The following is a 21304-nucleotide window of genomic DNA, read 5'->3' on the forward strand; positions in this document are numbered from 1 at the left end:
CACCACACTCGAAGGAGACGATCATGCAACGACGCAGTACAGCTCTCCTTGCCGGACTGTTGACCTTGACCCTGAGCGCGACCACGGCGTGCTCCGGCGGATCGGGCGGCGACAGTGATGCGAAGACCCTCACCGTGGCGTACCAGAAGTTCGGCACCTTCATCCAGATGGACGACCTGATGAACAAGGTCAAGGGCGAGTACGAGGCGGCCCACCAGGGCTGGACCGTGAAGCTCGTGCCGATCGAGGCGTCCGAGAACGACTACTACACCAAGCTCACCCTGATGAACCGGTCCCCCAACACCGCACCGGACATCCTCTACGAGGACACGTTCCTGGTGAACACCGACATTCAGGCCGGGTTCCTCGCGCCGCTCGACGACTACCTGGGCAAGTGGGCCGACTGGAGCCAGTTCACCGACGCGTCGAAGGCGGCCGCGAAGGGCCTCGACGGCAAGATCTACGGCGTGCCGATGGGCACCGACACCCGCGCCCTCTGGTACAACAAGGACCTCTTCGCCAAGGCCGGGCTGCCGGTGCCGTGGCAGCCGAAGACCTGGGACGAGGTGCTCAGCGCCGCGCGTACGATCAAGCAGAAGTTGCCCGGTGTGATCCCGATGAACGTCTTCTCGGGCAAGGGCGCGGGCGAGGCCGCCAGCATGCAGGGCTTCGAGATGCTGCTCTACGGCACGGCCGACACGCTTTACGACGAGTCCAGCAAGAAATGGCTGGTCAACACGCCCGGCTTCCTCGACTCGCTGAACTTCATCAAGACCGTGTACGGCGAGAAACTCGGCCCCGAGGTGCAGGACGCGCTGGACCCGAACTTCGGCACCCGGTTGAACTCCGAGCTGATACCCGAAAACAAGATCGCCATCGACCTGAACGGCTCCTGGCAGAGCGGCAACTGGATCGAGACCGGCGCGAAGCCGTGGCCCGAGTGGTCCAAGGTGCTCGGCCAGGCCCCGATGCCCACCCAGAACGGCCAGGCGCCCGGCTCGACCAGCATGTCCGGCGGCTGGGTGCTGTCGGTCGGCTCGCACGCCGAGGACAAGCAGGCCGCGTTCGACTACGTCAGCCTCGCGCTGAACAAGGAGAACTCGCTCGCCTACGACATCGCGGCCGGCCAGATCGCCGAGCGCAAGGACGTGGCCGAGGACCCGAAGTACCTGAACTCGAACCCGACCCTGAGGTTCTTCACCGACCTGGTGCAGGTGACCCACTTCCGGCCCGCCTACCCAGAGTACCCGCGGGTCTCCAACGCCATCCAGGTCGCCATGGAGGCGGTGATGACCGGCCAGGCGACGCCCGAGCAGGCCATGGCCACCTACGGTGACGAGGTCAAGGCCGCGGTCGGCCCCGACAAGGTGAGCGGCTGAGCGGTGACGGCCACGACCCCGACGCTGCCCCCGGCGGTGCGCGGTGACACGAGCGCGCCCCGCCGGGACCGCGGCCGCGGCCTGCGCCGCCTGGTCCCCCTGCTCCCCGCCCTGGTACTGCTGGCCCTGTTCTTCGCCGGCCCGATGCTGTGGAGCGTCTACACCGCGTTCACCGACGCCGCCCTCAGCGGCAGCGGCGCGGTCGAGTTCGTCGGACTGGCCAACTTCGACCGGATGCTGCACGACCCGGCGTTCTGGAACTCGATCCTGCTGACCCTGATATTCGTGGTCGGCTCGGCGGTCATCGGCCAGAACACGCTCGGCCTGCTGCTCGCGCTGCTGATGCGCGGGCGCAACCGGGTCACCCGCAACGTGGTCAACGGCCTGGTGCTGGCCGCGTGGGCGGTGCCGGAGACGGTCGCCGGCTTCTGCTGGTACGCGTTCCTGCACCGCACCGGCACGCTCAACGAACTGCTGCAACACGTCGGATTGTCACAGAACTGGCTGTACACCGCCCCGATGGTCGCGGTCATCTTCGCGAACGTGTGGCGCGGCACCGCGTTCAGCATGCTCGTCTACGACGCGGCGCTCTCCGACGTGCCACCCGAGCTGATGGAGGCCGCCTCCATCGACGGCGCCTCCGGCTGGCAGAAGCTGCGCTACGTCACGCTGCCGCTGATCCGCCGCTCCATCGTCAGCAACCTCATGCTCATCACGTTGCAGACCCTTGCCGCGTTCGGCCTGATCTTCGTGATGACCGGTGGCGGCCCGGGCAATGCCAGCCAGACCACCCCGCTGTACATGTACGAGCAGTCGTTCAAGTTCTACGAGCTCAGCTACGGCACGGCGATGGCGCTCGTCCTGCTCGTCGTCGGCGCCCTCTTCTCCGCGATCTACCTGCGCCTGATCAGGTTGGAGGACTGACATGGCCCGTCGCCTGGCGATCTACTCGGCCCTGCTGCTGATCGCGGTCTGCTTCCTGCTCCCGTTCACCTGGCTGCTGATCTCCTCGGTCCAGCCCGGCTCGGGGCTGTCGGCGAAGGTGACCTGGGAGTTCTCGTTGGTGAACTTCCAGGACGTGCTCAACGCCGAGACCGTGTTCCGCCCGATGCTCAACTCGGTGATCATCTCCGGCAGCACGGCGATCTTCACGGCCGTCGTCGCCACGTTCGCCGCGTACCCGCTGTCGCGCTATCGCACCCGGTTCGGCCGCGGCTTCCTCTACATCATCCTGTTCGCCACCGGCCTGCCGATCACCGCGGTCATGGTGCCCGTCTACGCCATGTACAGCCGGTTCAACCTGATCGACTCGGTGCCGGCCACCATCGCGTTCATGACGGCGTCCGCGCTGCCGTTCGCCGTCTGGATGATGAAGAACTTCATGGACAGCGTGCCGCTGAACCTGGAGGAGGCGGCCTGGACCGACGGCGCGGGCTGGTTCCAGTCGCTGCACCGCATCGTGCTGCCGCTGATGGTTCCCGGCCTCACGGTGGTGTTCATCTTCACCTTCGTGCTGCAGTGGGGGAACTTCTTCGTCCCGTTCATCCTGCTGCTCAGCCCGGAGAAGCAGCCGGCCTCGGTGACCATCTACACCTTCTTCTCCCAGTACGGGCAGGTCGCCTACGGCCAGCTCGCCGCGTTCTCGATCCTCTACACCGTGCCGGTGATCCTCCTGTACTCCGCGGTGTCCAAGGTGCTCGGCGGGGCGTTCAGCCTCACGGGCGCCGTGAAAGGCTGAAAGGGACCAGCATGCGCATCGTGGCCGTGACCAGCACGGAGTTGTTCGTCGGCGACCCTTCGAACCCGCGTCAGTTGGTGCGGGTCGAGCTGGACGGACTCACCGGGCCGGCCGAGATCACCATCGAAGGCCCCGGTCTGCGCGGGTCGGCCATGGCCGAGGGCCAGATCACCGACGTCCCGATAACCACAGATCAAGAGCCAAATTCAAACATTTCGGTACGCGTGACAGCCGGCCCAGCCGTCTCGGACGCCACTGTCACCGTGGCCGAGCCCGGCTGGACGGTCTGGATGATCTCCCACTTCCACTATGACCCCGTGTGGTGGAACACCCAGGCCGCCTACACCGCGACGTGGGACGAGGCCGGCCCGGCCGCCGCCGAGTTCCGCGCCGCGTTCCAGCACGCCGGGTTCGACCTGGTGCGCGAGCATATGGAGACCGCGCGCCGCGACCCGGACTATAGGTTCGTGCTCGCCGAGGTGGACTACCTCAAGCCGTACTGGGACGCGCACCCAGCCGACCGCGCCTATCTGCGCCGGCTGCTCAGCGAGGGCCGCCTCGAGATCATGGGCGGCACCTACAACGAGCCGAACACCAACCTCACCTCGGCCGAGTCGACGGTCCGCAACCTGGTTCACGGCGCCGGCTACCAGCGCGGTGTGCTCGGCGGCGACCCGCGTACGGCCTGGCAGCTCGACGCGTTCGGCCACGATCCGCAGTTCCCCGGTCTGGTAGCCGCGGCCGGCCTGGACTCGTCGTCGTGGGCGCGTGGGCCGTACCACCAGTGGGGGCCGATGCTGTGGACCCACGAGCCCAAGCTCGACGGGTGGGGGGACCCGTCGGTCATGCAGTTCACGTCGGAGTTCGAGTGGCTGTCCCCGTCCGGCGACGGCGTGCTCACCCACTACATGCCCGCGCACTACTCGGCCGGCTGGCAGATCGACTCGAAGGCCACCCTCGCCGACGCCGAGGAGAGCGTCTACCACTTCTTCCTGCTGCTCAAGCGGGTCGCCGCCACCCGCAACGTGCTGCTGCCGGTCGGCACCGACTACACCCCGCCGGCGAAGTGGATCACCGAGATCCAGCGCGATTGGAACGCCCGCTACGTGTCGCCGCGCTTCGTCTGCGGCCTGCCGAAGGAGTTCTTCGCCGCGGTCCGGTCGCAGCGTTCGGTGTTCCCGCCGCAGACCCGGGACATGAACCCGGTCTACACGGGCAAGGACGTGTCGTTCATCGACACCAAGCAGGCGCAGCGGGAGGCGGAGTCGCTGCTGGTCGAGGCGGAGACGTTCGCGACCATCGCGGCGGCGCACGGGGCCGGCTATCCGCACGCACCGCTGGACCGGGCGTGGCGGCAGCTGGTGTTCGGGGCGCACCACGACGCGATCACCGGTTCGGAGTCGGACCAGGTCTATCTCGACCTGCTCACCGGGTGGCGCGAGGCGTGGGAGATCGCGCACGGCGTACGCGAAAGTGCTTTGAAGGTTTTGGCGCCGCAGGCGGGAACCGGCCGGATCGCGGTGTTCAACCCGTCGGCGTGGCCGCGCACGGATGTGGCCCGGGTGCGGGTGTCGTTCGCCTCGCCCGGGACGTCGTCGGTCGGCGTCGCGGGCGCGCCGTCGCTGCTGGAGAACGCGACGCTGCACCCGGACGGCGGCCTCGCCGCCGTCGACGTCGTCTTCCGCGCGGCGGACGTCCCACCTGTGGGATACCGAACGTTCGCCGTGGAGGCCTCGCCGTCCGGGTCCTGGGCGGAGATCGACTCCGCGCCGGTGATCGCGAACGAGTTCCTGCGCGTGCAGGTCGATCCCACCCGCGGTGGCTGTGTCACCGCGCTCGACGACGTGCGCACCGGCCGGTCCTATCTGGTAGCCGGTGACACCGGCAACGAGCTGCGCTTCTACGACGAGTACCCGGCACACCCGAGATACCATGAGGGACCGTGGCACCTGCTGCCCAAGGGTCCCGCCACCCACGTCTCCAGCCAGAATCCCGCTTCGGTACGCGTCGAACGCTCACCCCTGGGCAGCCGCCTCACCGTCACCGGCACGATCGACGGCGTCACCTACACCCAGCGGCTCACCCTGTGGGACGGCAGCCCGCGCCTCGACTGCTCCACCACCCTGGACGGCTTCACCGGCGCGGACCGGCTCGCCCGGCTGCGCTGGCCGGCCGCGATCCCGGGCGGCCTGCCGGTCAGCGAGGTCGGTGCCGCCGTCGTCGGCCGCGGCTTCGCCCACGTCGAGACCGACACCGACTCCGCACCGTGGACGCTGGACAACCCGGCCCAGAACTGGTTCGCGCTCTCGCACACCGCCCGCGTCGACGTATCCGACCCGTCCGGCGCACGCCTGCACAGCCGGGCCGTCTCCATCGCCGAGGTGATCACGTCCGGCGATCCGGCAGCGGCCCGGGACCTGGTGGTCGCCCTGGTCCGGCAGGGCGTCACCGCCACCACGTCGGTCGACACCGGCCCACGCTACGGGCGCCTCGCCATCGACTCGAACCTGCCCGATGTCCGCATCGCCGTCGGCGGCCCGTCCACGAACGCGTTTACCGCGGCGGTCCTCGCAACAGCACCACCCGAGTACGCCGCCGAACTCGACCGTCAGCTCGCCGCCTCCGGCTCCGCCCGGCTGTGGATCCCGGCCTTGTTGGGGCTGACTGAGGTGTGGCAGCCCAACGCTGACCTGACCGACGTCCGTGCGCTGCCCGTACTCGTGGTCGCCGGCGACCTGTCGATCCTGGACGGTTCCGTCCTCGCCGCAACAGGCCTGGCGGCCGGACCCGACCCGGACCTCGACCTGCGGACCGTGGCGCTGCTCAACCGCGGTATCCCCGGCTTCGCGGTCGACACCTCGGGCGCCCTGCACCTGTCGCTGCTGCGCTCGTGCACCGGCTGGCCGTCGGGTGTGTGGATCGACCCGCCGCGGCGGACGGCACCCGACGGGTCGAACTTCCAGCAGCAGCACTGGACCCACACCTTCGAGTACGCCGTCGTGGCCGGGGACGGCGACTGGCGGGACACGTCTCTGGTCCGCCACGGCCAGGAGCTGAACCATCCGCTGACCGCAATCGCGGTCGCGTCCGGCCCGGACGAACAGAAGTCGTTCGTCAGCGTCACCAACGCCGTCCTGGCCGCCTTCAAACCGGCGGGCAACCCGCTCGCCGCAGGCCGCCAGCCCTCCTCCGAGATCTCACGAATCACGGCCCGGCTGTACGAGGCTCACGGGCGCGACGTCTCGGCCCGGCTCGAACTCTGGACACCCACCACCGACCCGAGGCCCGCCAACCTCCTCGAAGAACCCTCCGATGCCGGCCTCGACCTGACCGCGATCCCGCTGCCCCCGTCCGCCATCCGGACACTCACCTTCAGCGTTGCGCCCACCGCCCCCGCTCCCGCCGCCCCAGCCGACGAGCCGCCCGCCTACGCGCGCTACTGGCTGCACAACACCGGGCCGGCGCCGACCGGCAACCTGCCACTGACCGTGCACGTCGACCCACCGCTCAGCACCGCCGACGGGTCTGTCCGGCTCACCGTGACCGTCGCCTCCTCCCTCGCTGAGCAGACCGCCACCGGATCGGTCACCCTCGGCCTGCCTGACGGCTGGACCAGCACACCCGCCACCGTGCCCTACGACCTGGCACCCGGCGCCCACCAGGTCACCGAGGTCGAGGTGACACCCGCGGCAGCTCAGGGCTGCCACTGGATCACCGCCCGGCTCATCCACGACGGCCGTACCGTCGAGGACGTCGCCCGCGTCCTGGTCGGCACCGGCACCCCGGAGACCGTGACCGCCGCCCTGCACGACACCCGCCTGCTGCTCAAACCAGGCGACTCGGCAACCCTCGGCCTCGACCTCAGCAGCGACGCCGCCGGCCCGATCCTGGTGCACGCCCAGCTGATCAGCCCCTGGCACACCTGGGAACTCTTCCCCACGGTCACCGACGCCATCACCCTGCACCCCGGCGCAAAATCCGAAACCCATTTCCCGGTACGCGTCCCGCCCGGCCATCCCGCCGGAACCTGGTGGGCCATGGTCAAACTCGCCCACGGCGGCCGCCTGCACTACACCGCCCCGGTGATCGTCGAGGTCCAGCCGTGACGGCCGTCGCCGCCTGGGTCGCGGGCCGACCGATCACGGCGGCCGTCGTCGACCAGCGGCTGGCCGCCCTCCGCAGCGGCCCCCTCGCCGCCCGCCTCCCACACCCGGAAACCGCCGAAGGCCGCAACCTGCGCCGCTGGGTATGCCAGGCGATCGTCACCGAAGCGGTGGTACGCCACGAGGCCGCCGCCCGCGGCGTCACCGCCACCGCCCAGGACGGCCCGCCCCGCCCGGTCACCCTCGCCCAAGCCCTGCGAACCGGCGGCATGACCGCCGCCGTCCTGGCCGCCGACCCGCTCGCCCGGGCCCTGCGCCGCCACGTCCTCCCACCGTCCACACCACCCGAACCGGAGCTGCACGCGTACTTCTCCCGCAACCGCGACCGGTACCCCGGCCCGTACCCCGAAGAACGCCCCCGCATCGCCGCCACCCTGACCGCGGCCGCCGCCGAACGCGCCTTCGCGCAGTGGCTCGACCAGCGCTGCGCCGACCTGGTCCGGCTGGCACCCGGCTACGAGCACCCGGCCGACCCGGCCCACCCCGACGCCACCCACCACCACTGAGCCACGGCGCTGTCCGGACGGCGTGCCGCCCGGTGGACTCCCGAATCCGTCGATCGGTTGGGTTGACGTCTCGACCGCTGACGGATGAAACGGCGGCGGCGACCAACCACGATGGTCACATGACTAAGAACGAAACCAGCCAGGCCAGGAACTTCCTCTCCTACCGGTCGAGCGGCTCGATCCTGAGCATCGGCTCCAAAGACTCCGTCCTGTCGATCGGCTGCGTCGGGTCGATCCTGTCGGTCGGCTCGTTCGGCTCCGTGCTGTCGGTCGGCTCCGTCGCCTCCTTCGGCTCCGTGCTGTCGGTCGGATCCTTCGGCTCGCTGTTCGCGATCGGCCTCTTCGGTTCGGTGCTGGAGATCGGCTCACCCGCGGTCAGCGCCGCGATCGTGCTGGCCGCCTGCCTCGCGGTGTTCCTGATCGGCCGGCAATCCGGCAGTGACCAGGAAGCCCCGCTGCGCGTTCGCTGAGTCGAGGTGGGCCGGATTGACAGCGCACCAGACCCCCTGGGAGCGTTCCCGGCATGTCTGGGGTCGCGATCAATCAGGTTGGCTATCTTCCGTCCGGGCCGAAACGGGCCACCCTCGTCACCGACGCCACCGAGGCGCTGCCCTGGCAGCTCGCCGACGGCACCGGCCGGGTGGTCGCGACCGGGACGACCGAGCCGCGCGGCACGGATGTCTCCTCCGGCCAGAACGTGCACACCATCGACTTCGGCACGCACCAGCAGGCCGGCACCGGCTTCACATTGATCGCGGACGGCGCGACCAGCCGGCCCTTCGCCATCGGCGCGGACCTCTACGGTCCGTTATGCGCCGACGCGCTGAAGTTCTTCTACTGCCAGCGCAGCGGCATCGAGATCCGCGAGGATCTGCGGCCCGGCTACGGCCGCCCGGCCGGGCATCTCGGCGACCGCGACGTCCCCTGCGGAGCGGGCGCCGGTGACTACCGGCTGGACGTGCGCGGCGGCTGGTACGACGCCGGCGACCAGGGCAAATACGTGGTCAACGGAGGCATCACGGTGTGGCAGCTGCTGCACGCCTTCGAACACCGGCGCGGCCTCGACGAGCTGACGCTCGACCTGCCGGAGAGCGGCAACGGGGTCCCCGACCTGCTCAACGAGGTGCGCTGGGAGCTGGACTTCCTGCTGCGCATGCAGGCAGTACCGAGCGGCCTGGTGCACCACAAGATGCACGACCGGGAGTGGACCGGCCTGCCGACCCTGCCGCACCTCGACCCGCAACCGCGCGAGCTGCGCCCGGTGTCCACCGCGGCCACGCTGAACCTGTCCGCCGTGGCCGCCCAGGCGGCGCGGATCTACCGCAAGTACGACGCGGACTACGCAGACCGCCTGCTGGCTGCCGCGCGGACCGCCTACACGGCGGCCGAGACCAACCCGATCCGGTACGCGCCGGTCGAGGACACCGTCGGCGGCGGCCCGTACAACGACGACGACGTGCGCGACGAGTTCTACTGGGCGGCGGCCGAGTTGTTCCTGACCACCGGCGAGCAACAGTACGCCGACGCGGTGCTGGCCTCTCCGCTGCACACCGTGGACGTGTTCGGACCGTACGCCTTCGACTGGGCCGCCACCGCAGCCGCCGCCCGCCTCGACCTGGCCCTGACCCCCAGCGAACTGCCCGGCCTCGCCGGCGTGCGCGCCTCGGTGATCGCCGGCGCGGACAAATACCTCGCCATCCAGCAGGCCCATCCGTACGCGGTGGCCTACGCCCCGCCGGGCAACCGGTGGGACTGGGGCTCCAACAGCATGGTGCTGAACAACCTGGTCGTGCTGGCTGTGGCGTACGACCTGACCGGCGAGACCCGCTACCGCGACGGCGTCCTGGAGGGCTTGGACTACATCCTCGGCCGCAACGCGCTGAACCTGTCCTACGTGACCGGCTACGGCACCGACTACGCCAAGAACCAGCACAGCCGGTGGTACGCCCACCAGCTCGACCCCACTCTGCCGCATCCGCCGAAGGGAACCCTGGCCGGCGGGCCGAACTCGGGGCTGCAGGACGAGGTGGCGCAGGCCCGGCTGACCGGGCAGGTGGGTCAGTTCTGCTACGTCGACGACATCCATTCCTGGTCGACGAACGAGCTGACCATCAACTGGAACGCGCCGCTGGCCTGGATCGCCGCCTTCGCCGCCGAACTCGGCTGACCGCTCCGTTTCCCTGCTGCGGGCATTGACTGCCTTACGACGTAAGGCGCGGGGAGGTGCTTCGGAATGCGGGTGTGCGTCGTAGGGGCCTCGGGCAAGCACGCTCTGGACAGCGGCTGCGAGGTGGTGGCCGTGTGCCGGGAGCAGAGCGTCGGCAAACTCGCCGATTTCGACGGCCGGATCACCGTAGTCCCAGGCACGACCGACGATCGGCAGTCATCCAGCGGGCCGTGGCCGACGACTCGCTGATCCAGGAGGCGCCGGCGATCGTCGGCTGCCGTACCCGGTCGGCGCTGGCGGCAGCGCGGCCCTGACCCGCGGGCGTGCCAGAATTCCGCGTGCCCTTCTATCCCTCGTACGACGGAACGCGGCTTCACTTCGACGAGGTGGGTGACGGGCCACCAGTTCTGGCACTGCCCGGAGGTCCCGGCACCGACGTACGGTATCTCGGAGATCTCGGTGGCCTCGCCGCCGGCCGCCGTCTGATCCGGATGGACGCCCGCGCGGCGGGCCGTTCCGAGGTTCCCGGCGACCATGCCACGGTGTCGTTCGTCGAGCAGGCCCGCGACGTCGAGGAGCTGCGCCGGTTCCTCGGGCTCACGCGGGTGGACGTGATCGCGCACTCGGCGGGGACGCTGACCGCTCAGGAGTACGCCGTGGCCCACCCCGGCCGGGTGCGCCGGATGGTGCTGGTCACGCCGGTCGGCCGGGCCGCCCGCGAACCGGACGCCGCGGAGCTGGCGGCGTTGCGGGCGTCGCGTGCCGAGGAGCCGTGGTACCAGGCGGCGTCCGCCGCCGATGCCGCCCTGCGGGCCGGCGGGCTCAGCCGCGAGGCCGAAGTGATGGCGCGGGCCCGGATGGTGCCGTTCTCCTGGCATCGGTGGTCGGCCGAGCGCCGCCGAGCGGAGTACGTGCCGGGCCACGCGACATCACTGCCGTGGTTGCGGGAAGCGTTCTACGACGGGTCGTCCACCGAGCCGGACCGGCTGGCCCGGCTCGCGGCGTCGCGGGTACCGGTGCTGGTGATCGCCGGCGCTTCGGACGGCCTGATCGGCACGGCCCCGGCACGCCTGGTGGCGGCGGCGTATCCGGACAGCCGCCTGGAGGTGATGCCGGAGGCCGGTCACCGCCCGTGGGCCGAGCAGCCCGACCTGTTCCGCACCCTGGTCGACGACTTCCTGTCCGCCGGACAGCCGCCACGGGTCTAGAGGGGTCTTGCTTGGCCCACGCTCAACGCTGTCTCAACGGCCGCCAGACAGCACCCACGTTGGGCCAAGACCCTGACCACTAAGGCTCTCTCGTTAGCGGGTGGGGGTGGGGTCGACCGGGACGTCGTCGTCGTAGTCCGGCTCCTTGCCGTCCGGGGACGCCCAGATCACCACGACGTCACCGGCGAGCGGTGCCACCTGGAACACGATCCACGTGCCCGGCACCTCGGCGGTGGAGGCCTCCAGCGACTTCGGGCCGACCCGGTAGCTGGCCGTCTGCCCGTTCGCGCTCAGCTGCCGGCGCGCATCGGACACCCGCATGCCGACCAGGGCGTCCAGTGCCGCCTGCTGGGTGGGAGTGACCACGGGCGCGTCGCCCTCGACGGACTCGCCGGGCAGCGGGGTACGGCCGAAGACGATCGTGGCGTGCCCGCGGTAGGAGAGCGGAACGCGGACGCCGACACCGCAGTCGCCGTCGGCGGCACAGTTCCCGGGGGCTTCCACCAGCTCGATCCCGCGGATGTCGTCCTCCTGGAAGACGACCCGGCCGACCTTGCCGGGCTCGGCGGCGGCCAGCGAGAGCTCGATGTCGAGGCCGCGCGCCTCTAGCTCCTCCCGGTATCGATGAGGATCGGCGGCCGGGTCCTGGATGCGGATCTCGAGGTAGTCGTCGCTGGAGGTGATCTGCAGTGCGGCGGCTCGCGCCGGGGTAGGGCCGACCGGCGCCGACTCCGGCAGCCACAGGGTGGCGGCCACCACGGCGGCGGCAAGACCGGTCACGAGCGAGCCGCCGACGGCCAGGCGAACACCCCACCGGCGGCGGTGCGCCGTCGGTGGCGTGGACATGACGCGGCGCAGCAGGTCGTCGGCGGCCGGGCCGGTCGGGTCGGCCGCGGTGTGCGGGATGTCGAGGTCGGGGGACAGAAGCTGGATCATGCGATCGGGTTCGGTCATGGCTGGCCTCTATTTCGTGATCGACGGGGACCGCAGCGCCGCGGCGAACCGGTTGCGGGCGCGGTGCAGGCGGATGCGGGCGGCGTTCGCGGAGCAGTCGAGCGCTACGGCGAGTTCCTCCGCGGACAGGCCCTCCCACGCAACGAGGCGCAGCAGTTCCTGGTCGGCGGCGTTGAGGGTGGCGAAGGCCGCGGAGATCTCGGGAGGCGCCTCGGGTGCGGTGACGATGGCGCCGCCGAGCTCGTGGCGCAGCCGGGCGGCGAGGTCGGCGTTGCGGCGTGCCGCGCGGTGCTGGCTGGCGAGCACGTTGCGGGCCACCCCGAACAGCCAGGCACGGCCGTTGCCGGGTGGGAGGTCGTCGAATCGCCGCCACGCGACCAGGAAGGTGTCCGCCACCACGTCGGCAGCTGTCTCCGGTTGGCTGGTGCGGCGCAGGGCGTACCGCAGCAGGTCCTCGTAGCACTCCCGGTAAAGCCCTTCGAAGGCGGCGGCGTGGGATGCGCGTGCCAAGGCGGCTCCTTCATGTGGGTGGTGCCGGCCAGATCCTGACCGGCACCCCCTACATGTCTGTCACACCGGGTCTATTTCATCGGAGCGCGAGCAAGTGTCAGCCGGAACGCGCAGCCGTCGCCGTCGGGACCGGGCGACGCGAGCGTGAGTTCGCCGCCGTGCGCCAGCGCCACCTGGTTGGCGATCGGCAGGCCGAGGCCGGAGCCGGCGACATCCGTACGGCTGCGCCAGAAACGCCGGAAGACGCCCTCCTGCTCGGCGAGCGGAATCCCGGCGCCGTGGTCGGTCACCACCACGGCGACCTCGTACGCCGACGTCTCCACCCTGATCTCGACGGTGGTGCCGGCCGGGGCGTACCGGACGGCGTTGTCGACAAGATTCGTCACCGCCCGCCGCACGGTCGGTTCGTCGAAGGCGCACTCCGCCGTCTCCGGGCCGGTGACCGACAGTTCGATCGTCTTCGTCGCGGCGATCACGCCGACATCGTCGGCGACCGCACGGACCACGGCCATGAGGTCGGCCGGGCGTCGCGCGATCGTGCGCGCCCGGCCGCGGGCGTCGACCAGCAGCTCGTCGACGGTCGCCTGGAGACGGGCGGCCGCCGTCGCGGTCTTCCGGAGCCCGTCCCGGTACACCTCGATCGTCGGGTGGGGATGGGCGAGCAGTACCTCGGCGTTGGCCATCAACACCGCCAGCGGCGTACGCAGCTCGTGGCTCGCCTCCTCGATCAGCCGGCGCTGGGTCTCGGCCGCCTGTTCGAGGCGGCCGAGCATCGCGTCGATGCTCGACGCGAGCCGGACGACCTCGCTCGGGCCACGGTCGAGCCCGACGCGCCGGGTCAGATCGACGGCCTCGATGTCCTCGGCGACGGCACGGACCCGGTCGATGTCGTGCACCGCCCGTCCGGCCAGGCCCCAGGCGAGCGCGGCGGCCACCGGCGCGAGGGCGAGCACTGTCCAGGTCACCCAATCGGTGCGGTGACCGGAAGTAGTCGTGACCAGTTCGCCGCGGCCGGTTGACACGGCCTCGACGTCGCTCACCATGACCACGCCGAAAAGCAGGAGCACGGGTACGTAGATGGCCAGGAATCCCAGCACCGCGAAGCGCGTACGCAGCGATCGCCAGATCACGGCAGCTGCAAGCGGTAGCCGGTGTTGGTGACCGTGACGATCAGCGCCGGGTCGCCGAGTTTGCGCCGGAGCCGGCTGAGGATCACCCGTACCGATGAGGTGAAGGGGTTGGCGTTGGCGTCCCAGACGTGCTCGAGCAGCGTCTCGGCCGGCAGGACCTCGCCCGGGTGGTGCATGAAGTAGCGCAGCAACGAGTACTCCCGGGCGGTGAGGTCGAGCGGCGTCGCGGCCCGCCAGGCACGGTGGGTGGCGAGATCGAGCGTCAGCTCGCCCACCCGCAAGGTCGATCCGGCGCTGTCCTCGCGGCGGCTCAGCGCCCGCAGCCGTGCCAGTAGTTCGGCGAAGTGGAACGGCTTGACCAGGTAGTCGTCGGCGCCCGCGTCGAGCCCGGCGACGCGATCGGCCACCGCGTCCCGAGCGGTCAGCACGAGGCAACGCCGGGGCCTGCGCAGGTACGGGTCGTCCGGTGCGCGCCGCAGCAGAGCGAGCCCGTCCCCGTCCGGCAGGCCGAGGTCGAGACACACCACGTCGTACGTCGTGGTGGTGAGCAGTTCCTCGGCGGTCGCATACGTCCCGGCCACGTCCACCGCGTACGCCTCGTTGCGCAGGCCCAGCGCGACGATCTCGGCAAGGTCCGGATCGTCCTCGACCAGCAGAACACGCATGGCGCGCTCCCTCCCCCATTCAGCGTTGCGACTTCCGGGCGGTCGCCGTTCCGGCCGGCCCGGAGACGGTCACCTTGCCGCCGGCGAAGTCGAGGGTCACGTCCGGGCCGGTTCCGGTCGGGTCGTCCGGGCGGTACCTGTTCGCCGCTACCGGTACCAGTGTCAGGGCCGGTGGATCGGTCGGCAGTTCCGCCCCCTCGATGTTGCTGTGCTCGTCGACCGCGTACCAGCCCAGACGCGGACCGTCGCGGGTGGTCACGGTGACGTACGTACGCATCTCGCCGTCGGCGACGACGGTGCCGCCACCGGCCACCGCGGCGATCGGTCCGTACTCGGCTTCCACGGCCTTGCGCTCCTCGCGGCCTTCCTTGGTCTGGCCGTCGAGCATGAGGAGTACGCGTTTCTCGTGCGCCCGCAGGTCGTCGGCGGAGAAGCGGTGGCGTGGCGGGAACAGCGCACCCACCGCGTCGGCGCCGACGGCCGAGATCCTCGGCTGGTTACCGGCAACGGTGACCTCGAACGACCCGCCGGTGTCCAGCCGGTACGTCCCGACGACTGCGGCCGGGTCACCACCTCCGGCCGGCGTGGTCGGCGTCGGCAGCGCGCCGCCGGCCACCAGCGACGGTACGGTCGCGGCCAGCAGCTCCTCGGCGGTGAGCACCGATCGGTTGGACGACATGACGATCACCTGGTCGCGCGCGGGAATCCACACGACCGCCGTGTTGTGGCCGACGTCGCCGCCACCGCCGGCGATGGCCACGATCGGCGTGCCGTATACCGGGGCGTCGAAGGCCATCCAGCCGCCCAGCGTGTGTGAGCGGCCGTCGCCCACCGGGTGCCCCGGATCGCCGGCGTGCTTGGCCAGCGCGCCGCGGAACAGCGCATACGCCCAGGTGGCCAGTTCCCTGGTGCTCATCGCCAGCGAGCCGTTGCCCTCCGTTGTCCAGTACGGACCGGGGAAGTCGTTCGAGCGGCCGGGCTTGCCGTCGTCGAGGTACCCGGCCGCGACGGGTCCGGCGGCGGCCGGCCGGCCGTGCCAGAAGCCGCCGGTGACGGCACCCCCGGGCAGCGTGAGGACGTTCCGGAGGGTGTAGTCGCGGTAAGACATGCCGGACACGGTGTCGATGATGATCGCCAGCAGCGTGTACCCGGCGTTGGAGTAGGCGTCGTCGGTGCCGGGCGGGAACGCCAGCTCCAGCTTGTTGATCGCGGCGATCGCGCCGGCCCGGTCGAGTGGCTGGTCGTCGGCGCCGATCGAACCGCCGATCCCGCTGGTGTGCAGCAGTACCTGGCGTACCGTCGCCTTGGCCACCGGCCCGGTGATCGCCGGCACCAGCTTGCCGACCGGGTCGTCGAGGGACAGCTTCCCGTCCTCGGCGAGCTTGAGGATCGCGGTGGCGGTGAACGCCTTGCTGACCGATCCGATGCTGTACACCGTGTCGGCGGTGTTCCGGGCGCCGGTGGCGTCGTCGGCCGTGCCGTAGCCGGCGAGGCACTCGAACCGGCCACCGGTCGACGCGGCGACCGCGCCGCTGAACCCGGCTCGCGCCCACGCGCCGAACGCCGCGTCCAGTTTGCTGTCACACTGCGGCGCGGGCTTCTCGCCGGTGGTACAGGCGGCCGTCGCGGCCAGCAGCACGCCGATCACCAGGGCTACGGGCATTCTCATGCCGTGAAGTTAGGGGCGGCGCTGCGAACGTGATGTAAACGAGAATGCGCGTGAGCGAGAAGGGCCACGCACGACGCGCCCGGCCTGCTCGGCACTCGCCTGACCTGTTGAAAGGACCGTTCGTGACCTTCACCGTACTCACCACCGCTCTTGACGCGTTGCGGCACGTCACCGCCGGTGCCGTCGGCACGGACCGGCTGGACGCCCCGACCCCGTGCTCGGAATGGACAGTGGCGCAGGTGCTGTTCCACGCCGCCGGGGACCAGCACGGCTGGGCGTCCACGGTCGGAGCGGGCGCGTTGCCGTCGTACGACCCGTTCGATCCGCCGCGCCGGCACGACGGCCTCCAGGACACGGTCACCAAGGCGATCGAGGTGGCCGCCGGTGCCTGGGCCGGCGTCGACCCGGCGGCGCCGTCGGTGCGCACCCCGCTGCCACCGGTGCCGGAGATGGCGCCGGCACTCGCGGCCGCGGCCTGCGCCCTCGACGCCGCCGTCCACGCCTGGGACGTCGCGGTGGCGACCGGCCAGCCGTCGCCGCTGACCGCCGAGCTGGCCGAGCAGCTGTTGCCGGCCGCGCAGGCGACGGCCGAACCGCTGCGCGGCTTCGCGTACGCCCCCGCCCGGCCCGGTCAGCCCGGCGACGATGCGGCCGTCATCCTGCTGCGTTACCTCGGCCGTGACCCGCTGTGGACACCCGACGGCAATTGACCGGTCCCGCGGATCTTTTGCAGCCGGTCCGCGATCCGGAACCGGTACTCGGTGAGCACCTCGTTCTCCGGGATCGTGAAGCCGGCCAGCTCGTCGAGCAGTTCCTGGTCCCAGGGTGGGGCGTCCAGCAGGCCGGCGCCGAGCAGGTCCTCCGCCAGCAGGTGGAGCAGCCGCGCCTCGGCCACACTGTCCCGGGTGTTCTGCCGTAGCAGCAGGTCAGCCCAGTCCAGCAGATTGTCGAGGTAGGCCAGCACCACGGCGTGCCGGTACGCGGCCGGGCGCAACCCGGCCATGGCGTACGGGTCGGACGGCCGCTGCCGGTACGCCGCGAGCAACTGCGCCCGCTCCCCCGGCGAGTCCGGGTTCAGCAACGGCAGCAACTGCCAGACCGAGGCGATGTCGGCCGGGTCGAAGACGTGCTCGTACCAGCGGCGGGCGTCGGCGAAGCGCTGCGTGGCGTGCAGCCTCTGCGCCACCAGCAGCGGCAGGTGACCGAAGATCTCCCAGTAGTACGGCCCGTTGGCGCCGCGGAAGTCCAGTCCCGAGCCGCCGGTCAGGCGGTGCGGGACGGTGAGCTGCACGTCGGTGCTGGCCGGCAGCTCACCCGCCTGCTGGGTCTCGCGGGACAGCAGCGCCGGCCGGCCACCGGTGAGCAGCTTGCGGGTGAGCTCGGCGGCGGTGCCGGTGGTCAGCCGGGTGAGCTCGAACGGCAACGCCGCCAGCTCGTACGGCCGGGGAATGGCCAGGTCCTTGGCGTGCCGGTGGTAGCTGTCCCGGACGAACAGGAACAGGCCATGGGCACTGTCGAGGACGGCGTCGAACGGCGTACCGGAGGAGCGTGGCAGCTCCGCCCAGGCGCCCGCCACGGGTTGTGCGGCTGGCAGCGTGCTCGGCTCCTGGCCGACCGGAACACGGCAGTAGCGGGCCCCGCTGAACAGGTACAGCTGGTCGCCGCGGCGGAACGCGGCGGAGACGTCGCGTGGCATCCGCTGCGGGAATCCCAGGTCGGGGAATTCGGCGATCGTCTGATCGGGGCCGAGCGTGTAGCGGAGGACCTCGCGCCCGCACGTCAGATAGAGCTTGTTGTCGATCAGCCAGGCGGCCTCGACCCGGGAGGCCTGCGCCACTTCGCTGGTGGCGTGCAACGGCCGGGTGGTCCGGCGGCCGTCCGGCGCGACCGTCAGCAGCGTACCGGCCCGGTTGTCGATGTAGTGGAAGGTGTTGTCCTGCTCCCAGAGCGCCTCGCTGATGGTGCGGTCGTCGGGCAGCCGGTCCGGGTTGTTGCGCAGCTCGCGCGGGTAGCCCGGGTCGAGGTCTTCCCGCCAGTCGCGTCCCCGCCGGTTGGAGTATCGGGCGTAGCGGGTCTCGCCGATGACGTAGGTGACCGGCCCGGCCACCAGCACCGTGACGATCCGGCCGAAGTCCGGGCTCAGGCCGAGCTGCCGCCGGAATTCGGCCATCGGGATCGGCATGTCCAGGGCGGTCGAGCTGACCACGAGGTCGGCCTGCTCCTGGTAGAACCATTCGGTGCCGTGCACGTCGGTGAAGGCCCAGTCGATCCGCGGCCAGGCCGGTAACCCTTCGGTCGCGGCGGCCTGCTCGATGCGCTGGGGATAGCCGGCGTCGACCCGGCCGAACGCCTGTCCGGTGTAGCGCAGACAGCTGTCGCCGATGAAGACGTAGGTGTACTGGCCGGCCCGGGTGAGGACGGCGTCGACCGGGCCGGGGACGGGCAACGCGGACGGCAGCCGGCCGAACCGGCCGTTGATCGGCTGCGGCGTAGGCCGGCGCCCGCCGCGCGCCGGTACGACCGCGAAGACGCCACGCTCGTTGTCGAAGAAGTATCGATCCCCGTTGGCCAGCTCGAACGCGGCGTCGACCCGGTTCCACTCGGGCAGCCGGTCCGGGTTGCCACGCAGCGGACGCAGCGGCGCGTCCTCCGGCTCGGTGACCACCACCGGCCGGCACAGGAAGCTGCCGCCTCGTACGTCGACGCTGAACCACGGCCACGACTCGGCCCCGGCCGGCACGTCGAAGCGCACCACGTCGGCCGCCGCGACCGGGTCCACGAAGATCCGGGCGACCCGGTCGGTGGTCGCCGCCGCCTCGGTGCTGGTCTCCAGTTCGGTGGCGAGTGCGCGAGCGGTGTCCGGCGGCGCCCGGTCGACGTACAGCCCGGGGTGCAGGGTGAGCAGCGTCGCCGCCCGCCGGTGACTCTGCCCGGCCGCCGACACGGTGTACGAGCAGGACACCGTGATCGAGGCCGTCTGCGGCCGTACCAGCAGGGTGATCGCACCGATAGCGCCGTCCTCGTAGGCACCGGTGCCGAGGGTCTGCGCCGGCACCCACTCGTGGTCGAGCTCCTGGTACGAGTAGCGGATCCGCACCTGCTGCGACTCAGGCACCACCCAGAACACGAAGAGCCGGCCGAACGCCCGTACCGGGTGCACCCGGTCGGCGTCGATCGGCACCTCGACCGGCAGCCAGGCCGCCCACCGCTCGTCCGGGCCGCCGAGCTCGGCGTGCCGGTAGTAGTAGCGCCGCGGCTCGGTGCGGGTGCGGCCGAACAGCACCAGCCGCCGCGCGGCGTCGACGAAACCACCGGCAACGATCAGCCGGGACACCTCGGTGTACGCGTCCAGATAACGGCGGTACGCCCGCTCGATCTCGCCGTCACCGAGTGAGCCGTCCCGCAGGTCGTGTTCCAGGGCCTCGAACGCCGGCGTCTTGTCCGGCCGAAGCCGCGGCCGCAGGTGGTTCTCCGGGTACAGCAGGCGTTTGCGGTCCGCCGCCCACTCCCGGTAGCTGCGCATCCCGGGCCACGCGGCCCGCACCCGCTCCCGCAGGTCGCCGTCGCCCTCGCGGCCGAGCAGGCAGCGCTGCAGGTAGAGCTGCACCGCGGCGATCCCCTCACGGACCCGCGAGGTCATCACCTCGGCGCCGGTCTCGACGTCGATCAGGAACCGGTCGGACAGCTCGCGGGGGTGCCGCATGCCCAGCTCGGCGAGCAGCGCGGCGACCAGCGCGTCCCGTGTCCGCAGGGTGGGCTCGCCGCGCGGGTCCCGGGCCGGCGCGCCGCCGCTGCGCTCGATCTCGCGCGTCAGGATCTCGTTGACGATGTCCAGGTACGGCACTTCGGCGCCGCCGTCCTCGGCAGCCGGAAGGCCGGCCAGGTCGGGCCGGCGCTCGGTCAGCTCTTTCCCGGCATCCGCCAGTTTCAGCAGATCCGCCAGGTAGGCCGCCGGCGAGTAGGCCGAACGGGTTGTCTCCGCGGCCGAATCGAGATGACTGACGGGCTGCTTATGACTGGACAGGGAATTCTCGGAGATCATGGAAAGCCTCCAATGATGATCCGGCGGTTGAGCGCGGGCACGCCGAAGAAAGGGATCTGCTCATCCCTTGGTCAATTGCGAATCGACGCTCGCCGGTGAATCGACGACACCGGCACAGCTGGAGTGTAGGCACGGCAACGGCTCGCGGACCTCCGCCGATCATCGGAGCAACGTCCGTCCGACTGATGACACCGCCGGGGACGGCTGGGGCATCGCCGAACGTACCGTTCTGATCGACTGGACCTATACCGTTCCGGCCGGGGCTTTCGGATCGGGCACCGGGTTGCTCACTCGCTTAGCCGTGCGGTCCACAGATCCTCGACCGGCCATTTCCCGGCCCATTCGGCGGTGGCGATGTCGTAGTACTCGTGGGTCTCGGCGTCGTCAGGGGCGTACAACTCGTGGAGGGCTTCGACGACGAACCCGCTGGCCCGCAGGACACGGATCCATTCGCCGTGACTGGGATGGAATTCGAACCCGCCGCCGGGCCATTGCCGTCGCGAGGTTCCCTTCTGCGGTCGTAACAGCCGCTCCCCCGCGTGTCCCCCTTCTTCGGGCACACACAGCATCGCCTGGACGCTGTTGGTCAGGAATACGAGTCGTCCACCGGGCCGCAGCAGTCGTGCCGCCTCCGGGATCCAGCGTTCGGGGTCGCACCACACGCACGCCCCGTACTCGCTGACGGCCAGATCGAAGGAGCCGTCCGGCAGGGGGACGTCCTCGGCATCGGCTTCGATCAGCGGGAAGGACAGACCGAACTCCTCCTGGCAGCGGCGGGCCGTGTCCAACTGCGCGGGTGTCAGGTCCACGCCGACCGGTCGCGCCCCGAGCCGGGCGAGCCAAGCGGAGACATAGGCGGTTCCGCAGCCGAGTTCGACGACGTCCAGGCCGTCGACGTCACCGAGAACGCGCAACTGGCTCTCCGGGTTGCCGAACAGCCCCCATGAGAAGTCTTCGGCCGCCCATGCTTCGTGGGCGCGCGCATCGGTGAACTGCGCATTCACGATCGTCCACAGATCACGATTGACGGCCAGCTCGTCCCTGGAATCAAGCATCAGCCGTGGCCACCTCTCAGTTCGAGCACCAGAATGTCGGCCGGCCGGGAGCGGACGCCGCTCTCCGACCGGCCAACTGTTTCAGGCGTGCCCGGCGAGCCCGTCATCCTCTGCGGAC

The 21304-nt window shown here is 70.8% G+C and carries 16 protein-coding genes; 9 read left to right on the top strand and 7 right to left on the bottom strand.

Features of this window, described 5'->3' with window-relative positions; genetic code table 11:
- Positions 1–23 precede the first annotated feature (23 nt).
- From I4J89_RS34200 to I4J89_RS34235, 8 genes are all read left to right on the top strand, one after another.
- Positions 24–1379 (top strand): extracellular solute-binding protein, encoded by a 1356-nt coding sequence (locus I4J89_RS34200; protein ID WP_196418287.1) that lies wholly within the window; start codon positions 24–26, stop codon positions 1377–1379.
- A gap of 3 nt (positions 1380–1382) precedes the next feature.
- Positions 1383–2303: a carbohydrate ABC transporter permease gene (locus I4J89_RS50140; protein ID WP_196418288.1), complete on the top strand. Its 921-nt coding sequence runs from the start codon at positions 1383–1385 to the stop codon at positions 2301–2303.
- Position 2304: 1 nt separating this feature from the next.
- Complete coding sequence (locus tag I4J89_RS34210) at positions 2305–3117, top strand: carbohydrate ABC transporter permease (RefSeq protein WP_196418289.1); 813 nt, start codon at positions 2305–2307, stop codon at positions 3115–3117.
- An 11-nt stretch (positions 3118–3128) separates the two neighbouring features.
- On the top strand, positions 3129–7223 hold the full coding sequence (locus tag I4J89_RS34215; RefSeq protein ID WP_196418290.1) for a glycoside hydrolase family 38 N-terminal domain-containing protein: 4095 nt from the start codon (positions 3129–3131) through the stop codon (positions 7221–7223).
- Positions 7220–7786, top strand: a complete 567-nt coding sequence (locus I4J89_RS34220) for a DUF7158 domain-containing protein (RefSeq protein ID WP_196418291.1) — start codon at positions 7220–7222, stop codon at positions 7784–7786. Before I4J89_RS34215 ends, I4J89_RS34220 begins: the two co-directional genes overlap by 4 nt.
- Before the next feature lie 32 nt (positions 7787–7818).
- Positions 7819–8256: a hypothetical protein gene (locus I4J89_RS34225; RefSeq protein ID WP_309238584.1), complete on the top strand. Its 438-nt coding sequence runs from the start codon at positions 7819–7821 to the stop codon at positions 8254–8256.
- Between the two features lie 53 nt (positions 8257–8309).
- Positions 8310–9953, top strand: coding sequence for a glycoside hydrolase family 9 protein (locus I4J89_RS34230; protein ID WP_196418292.1), 1644 nt, complete (start codon positions 8310–8312; stop codon positions 9951–9953).
- A 338-nt stretch (positions 9954–10291) separates the two neighbouring features.
- The gene (locus I4J89_RS34235) at positions 10292–11161 is read left to right on the top strand and encodes an alpha/beta fold hydrolase (protein ID WP_196418293.1); all 870 of its coding nucleotides are present in this window, start codon (positions 10292–10294) and stop codon (positions 11159–11161) included.
- A gap of 93 nt (positions 11162–11254) precedes the next feature.
- Here the strand turns inward: I4J89_RS34235 and I4J89_RS34240 are convergent, their stop codons facing one another.
- The 5 genes from I4J89_RS34240 to I4J89_RS34260 all read right to left on the bottom strand — a co-directional run bounded on the left by I4J89_RS34240 (position 11255) and on the right by I4J89_RS34260 (position 16089).
- On the bottom strand, positions 11255–12115 hold the full coding sequence (locus I4J89_RS34240; protein ID WP_196418294.1) for a hypothetical protein: 861 nt from the start codon (positions 12113–12115) through the stop codon (positions 11255–11257).
- A gap of 9 nt (positions 12116–12124) precedes the next feature.
- Positions 12125–12625 carry an RNA polymerase sigma factor gene (locus I4J89_RS34245; RefSeq protein ID WP_196418295.1) on the bottom strand — a complete coding sequence of 167 codons (501 nt, stop codon included), beginning with the start codon at positions 12623–12625 and terminating at the stop codon, positions 12125–12127.
- Between the two features lie 71 nt (positions 12626–12696).
- Entirely contained in the window at positions 12697–13755 is a 1059-nt protein-coding gene (locus I4J89_RS50145) for a HAMP domain-containing sensor histidine kinase (protein WP_196418296.1), read from the bottom strand.
- Complete coding sequence (locus I4J89_RS34255; protein ID WP_196418297.1) at positions 13752–14420, bottom strand: response regulator transcription factor; 669 nt, start codon at positions 14418–14420, stop codon at positions 13752–13754. The genes I4J89_RS50145 and I4J89_RS34255 overlap by 4 nt, the downstream gene beginning before the upstream one ends.
- A 19-nt stretch (positions 14421–14439) precedes the next feature.
- The gene (locus I4J89_RS34260) at positions 14440–16089 is read right to left on the bottom strand and encodes a serine hydrolase domain-containing protein (RefSeq protein ID WP_196418298.1); all 1650 of its coding nucleotides are present in this window, start codon (positions 16087–16089) and stop codon (positions 14440–14442) included.
- A gap of 122 nt (positions 16090–16211) precedes the next feature.
- Between I4J89_RS34260 and I4J89_RS34265 the strand changes: the two genes are divergently transcribed.
- On the top strand, positions 16212–16799 hold the full coding sequence (locus I4J89_RS34265) for a TIGR03086 family metal-binding protein (protein WP_196418299.1): 588 nt from the start codon (positions 16212–16214) through the stop codon (positions 16797–16799).
- Here I4J89_RS34265 and I4J89_RS34270 read toward each other — a convergent pair.
- Together I4J89_RS34270 and I4J89_RS34275 are read right to left on the bottom strand one after the other, a co-directional pair.
- Positions 16757–20131: a neuraminidase-like domain-containing protein gene (locus tag I4J89_RS34270; protein ID WP_196418300.1), complete on the bottom strand. Its 3375-nt coding sequence runs from the start codon at positions 20129–20131 to the stop codon at positions 16757–16759. The genes I4J89_RS34265 and I4J89_RS34270 overlap by 43 nt on opposite strands.
- Positions 20132–20418: 287 nt before the next feature.
- Positions 20419–21186 carry a class I SAM-dependent methyltransferase gene (locus tag I4J89_RS34275; protein WP_196418301.1) on the bottom strand — a complete coding sequence of 256 codons (768 nt, stop codon included), beginning with the start codon at positions 21184–21186 and terminating at the stop codon, positions 20419–20421.
- Between the last annotated feature and the right edge of the window lie 118 nt (positions 21187–21304).

The sequence above is a fragment of the Actinoplanes aureus genome (genome assembly GCF_015704865.1).
In the GTDB taxonomy this organism is placed as follows: domain Bacteria; phylum Actinomycetota; class Actinomycetes; order Mycobacteriales; family Micromonosporaceae; genus Actinoplanes; species Actinoplanes aureus.